The sequence below is a fragment of the Bartonella acomydis genome (genome assembly GCF_039543025.1).
Taxonomy (GTDB): Bacteria; Pseudomonadota; Alphaproteobacteria; order Rhizobiales; family Rhizobiaceae; genus Bartonella; species Bartonella acomydis.
In genome coordinates, this window is the sequence record NZ_BAABIY010000067.1 from 1 (window position 1) to 1242 (window position 1242).

Consider the following 1242-nt stretch of genomic DNA (forward strand, 5'->3'; position numbering starts at 1 on the left):
AAACCTGTTCCGCTTAAAGTATTCTCACCTGTTTTTATACTATTTAACGTGAGATCTTTTGCTAAATCGAATTTTACATTATTGTCTTCTTCGCCTTTGGTGATATTAAGATTGCTACTTCCGGCGGCCAAATCCATTGGACTGGTTGAATTAACATTTGTCGTATTTGCACCATTAACAGAGAGATCCCAACTTGGAGTGATAGAGTTTTGTAGAGCTTTTAACTGCGCAACGTTGACCGCATCGGTGTCATTGGTACCAGCAGCGACATTTATAATCTGTCTGGTTTGACCTTGCTCAGCATTACCAATACTGAGTGCTCCGAGACTGGATAACCATGTGTTATCCTGTTTATTTGAGTTTTCTCTAATACTAGGATCATAACCCGCAACACCAGCACCAACATCCACAACAGACGAAGAACCCAAAGCTATACTGTCCCGAACGGTTGCTTTTGTTTGGAAACCAATAGTAACCGCATAGGAAGTATCTTTTTCTCGAGTGTCATCTACTCCTGCCTGAGCACCAATAACAACCATACCAATGGAAGAAGGAGAATCAGCTCTTGCATTTTGACCAATGGCAATCGCAGTGCTGCCACTGGCACTTGCATAAGAACCAAGAGCAAGTCCATTGTCTTTAGCAGTTGCTTCAGTACCAATTGCAATCACATTATGCTCATTATCATCAATTTTTGCTCTGTTACCAATCACAATTGAACTGTAAGCACCTTTGCCAACGCTGGCGCCACTACCAATAGCAACTGAATTTTCTCCATCAGCTATAGCATCTTCAAAATATTTACTAGTCGTGTTAACTTTCCAACCTTTAGTAAATTCTTTTAGCTGTGCAAAATTTACAGCATCGGTCGCGTCTGTGCCATCTAATAAACCTGTTATTTTTTTACTCCCTGCATTAATACCAGAAGTCGTGATTTGTGGACCACCCATAATTTTTAAGCCAGTGGCATCAAAAACATTCTTCCCCGCTGTTACGCTATCCAATGTAATGTTCTTTGCCAAATCAAATTTGACCTTATTGTCGCCCTCGTTTTTGGTAATTGCGAGATTCTTACTTCCAGCGGAAAAATCTACTGTGTCATCTATCCCCACAGCTTTAGTATTTTTACCGTCAACAGACAGCTTCCAGCCTTTATCTACATAGCTTTGTAATGACTTTAACTGTGCAATATTAACCGCATCAGTATCCAAAGTACCTGCTGCTACTTTTGTAATCTGTCGT

Annotated in this window: 1 pseudogene; it reads right to left on the reverse strand. The window is 40.4% G+C overall.

From position 1 onward, the window contains the following. Positions 1 to 1242, reverse strand: a pseudogene (locus tag ABD909_RS07045) (hypothetical protein); the annotation flags it as partial.